Source organism: Candidatus Erwinia dacicola (assembly GCF_001756855.1).
GTDB lineage: Bacteria > Pseudomonadota > Gammaproteobacteria > Enterobacterales > Enterobacteriaceae > Erwinia > Erwinia dacicola.
Genome location: NZ_MAYS01000458.1, coordinates 1 through 1,923 on the forward strand (window position 1 = coordinate 1; position 1,923 = coordinate 1,923).

Here is a 1,923-nt window from a genome sequence, read left to right on the forward strand (position 1 = left end):
CATTCGCAGTCGGGCAGGACGTGTTGTTGCTCAGCAATCCACTGTTCGGTGGACTTCATGCTGCAGGCCTTTGACTTGCAGCTCTGGCAGAAGAAGCGGGAGTGGGTACAGTCAGGTAAAGCCAGGTAAAGCGCAGCAGTAGCGGCGCACACCCATAGCGCAGGTGCCGCAGGCGCGCATGCGCTCAACGGCGAGTGGGGTCCACTGGCTGACGCTGTCGCCATGTTTTTCGAGATAGCGGTTCCAGCCGTCATCGACGGTGAAAAGGAGTTTGGCGGGACGCGGGATATACATGGAGCTGAGTATAAAGCGGAGCTCCAGTCATGCAAAGCACCGGAACGGCGAAGCCGTGACGCTCGCCCTTAAGGGCGCTACGTTCGTCGCGATTAGCTATAACTGCGCCGCCCCGCCTGCTATTTACGATACCCTTATCAACGTCGGGGCATTGATAACCCTTTTCCCAATGGTTTATTTAACTATAATGATCCGACTGCCGTGGTGCTGAACAGTGACTTGCAGCGCCGACTACCATTAAATGGAGACGATGAATATGAGCTATACACTGCCATCCCTGCCTTACGCATACGATGCACTGGAACCATACTTTGACAAGCAGACTATGGAAATCCATCACACTAAACACCACCAAGCCTACGTGAATAACGCTAATGCAGCGCTGGAAGGCAACGAGTTCGCTAACCTGCTGGTTGAAGAGCTGATTGCCAAACTGGACCAGCTGCCAGCCGACAAAAAAGGCCCACTGCGTAACAACGCGGGTGGCCACGCTAACCACAGCTTCTTCTGGAAAGGTCTGAAAACCGGTACCACTCTAAGCGGCGATCTGAAGGCAGCCATCGAGAAAGATTTCGGTAGCGTTGACGGGTTCAAAGCGGAATTCGAAAAAGCGGCCACCACCCGTTTCGGTTCTGGCTGGGCATGGCTGGTTAAGAAAGGCGACAAGCTGGCGGTAGTTTCCACTGCTAACCAAGACAGCCCGCTGATGGGCGAAGCGATTTCTGGCGCATCCGGCACCCCAATTATCGGCTTGGATGTATGGGAACACGCCTACTACCTGAAGTACCAGAATAAACGCCCTGACTATATCAAGGCGTTCTGGGATGTGGTTAACTGGGATGTAGCTGCAGAGAACTTCAAAGCAGCTAAGTAATCAGGCATTCCTTGTAGGGGGGCGACCATTTTTTCTGGTCGCCCCGTTAAAAAAACCGGCGCTACGTTCGCCGGTTTTTTTTGTGCCCGCTTTTCACCCTCGAACATTTCTTGCAGTACTCCACCGTCAACGACTAAACCGCTCAGCAAAGTCAGGCAGCATAACTGCGCTGTTTCGTAAGCGTTAAACGAGCGCCATATTGAGGTCAGTTTGGATATCGGAAATTATTGTACTATAAGGGCTTCCCCGGCATGTCAAAGCCGGTATTTATGGTTTCTGTCTGCTCTTCAGTAAAAATAAAGGGGAAAGACTGCGGTACTATAAACGACCATGATGAATCGTCATCGATTCGGGCCCTGATGAAAGACGCGCGTGAGGTTCTTCTTCGTTAAGCGGATACGTATATCCTGTACAATAGCCAGATAGGCCTCACGGGGTCTAATCCTTTATCATCTGTCGCTACCGATGTAAAACTGGCCCACCTGCCGATGTAAATCTGACCCACCCAGGGTAAAAATGGCAGTTTTAAGGCACTGCCAATGATGACATTGGAGACCAGAGTAGAGATGAGTGTTTTACACCGTCAGGGCATGTCGATACGCGCCATCGCGCGCCAGCTTTCATGCTCTTGTGAGACCGTTCGCAGATATATCCGTAGCCCGCTGCCCGTAGCGGATATCCGCTACAAGCCTCGCGCACCCAGACCCTGCAAGCTTGACCCGTTCAAACCCTATATCCTTGAGCGCGTGGCCGCT

At 52.5% G+C, this 1,923-nt stretch carries 2 protein-coding genes and 1 pseudogene; 2 read left to right on the forward strand and 1 reads right to left on the reverse strand.

Annotated features, from left to right (window positions below; all coding sequences use genetic code 11):
* Positions 1-294: pseudogene (locus BBW68_RS20785) on the reverse strand (transposase zinc-binding domain-containing protein); the annotation flags it as partial.
* Positions 295-550: 256 nt separating this feature from the next.
* On the opposite strand from BBW68_RS20785, the gene sodA reads away from it, so the two are divergent.
* Positions 551-1,168: a superoxide dismutase [Mn] gene (gene sodA / locus BBW68_RS12245; protein ID WP_070135581.1), complete on the forward strand. Its 618-nt coding sequence runs from the start codon at positions 551-553 to the stop codon at positions 1,166-1,168.
* A gap of 539 nt (positions 1,169-1,707) precedes the next feature.
* Positions 1,708-1,923: helix-turn-helix domain-containing protein (locus tag BBW68_RS16900; protein WP_148127623.1), on the forward strand; the 216-nt coding region annotated here is incomplete at its 3' end.

Bases quoted from the DNA above. Each gene is read 5' to 3' on its own strand.
- sodA (WP_070135581.1), top strand. From the start codon at position 551: ATGAGCTATACACTGCCATCCCTGCCTTACGCATACGATGCACTGGAA.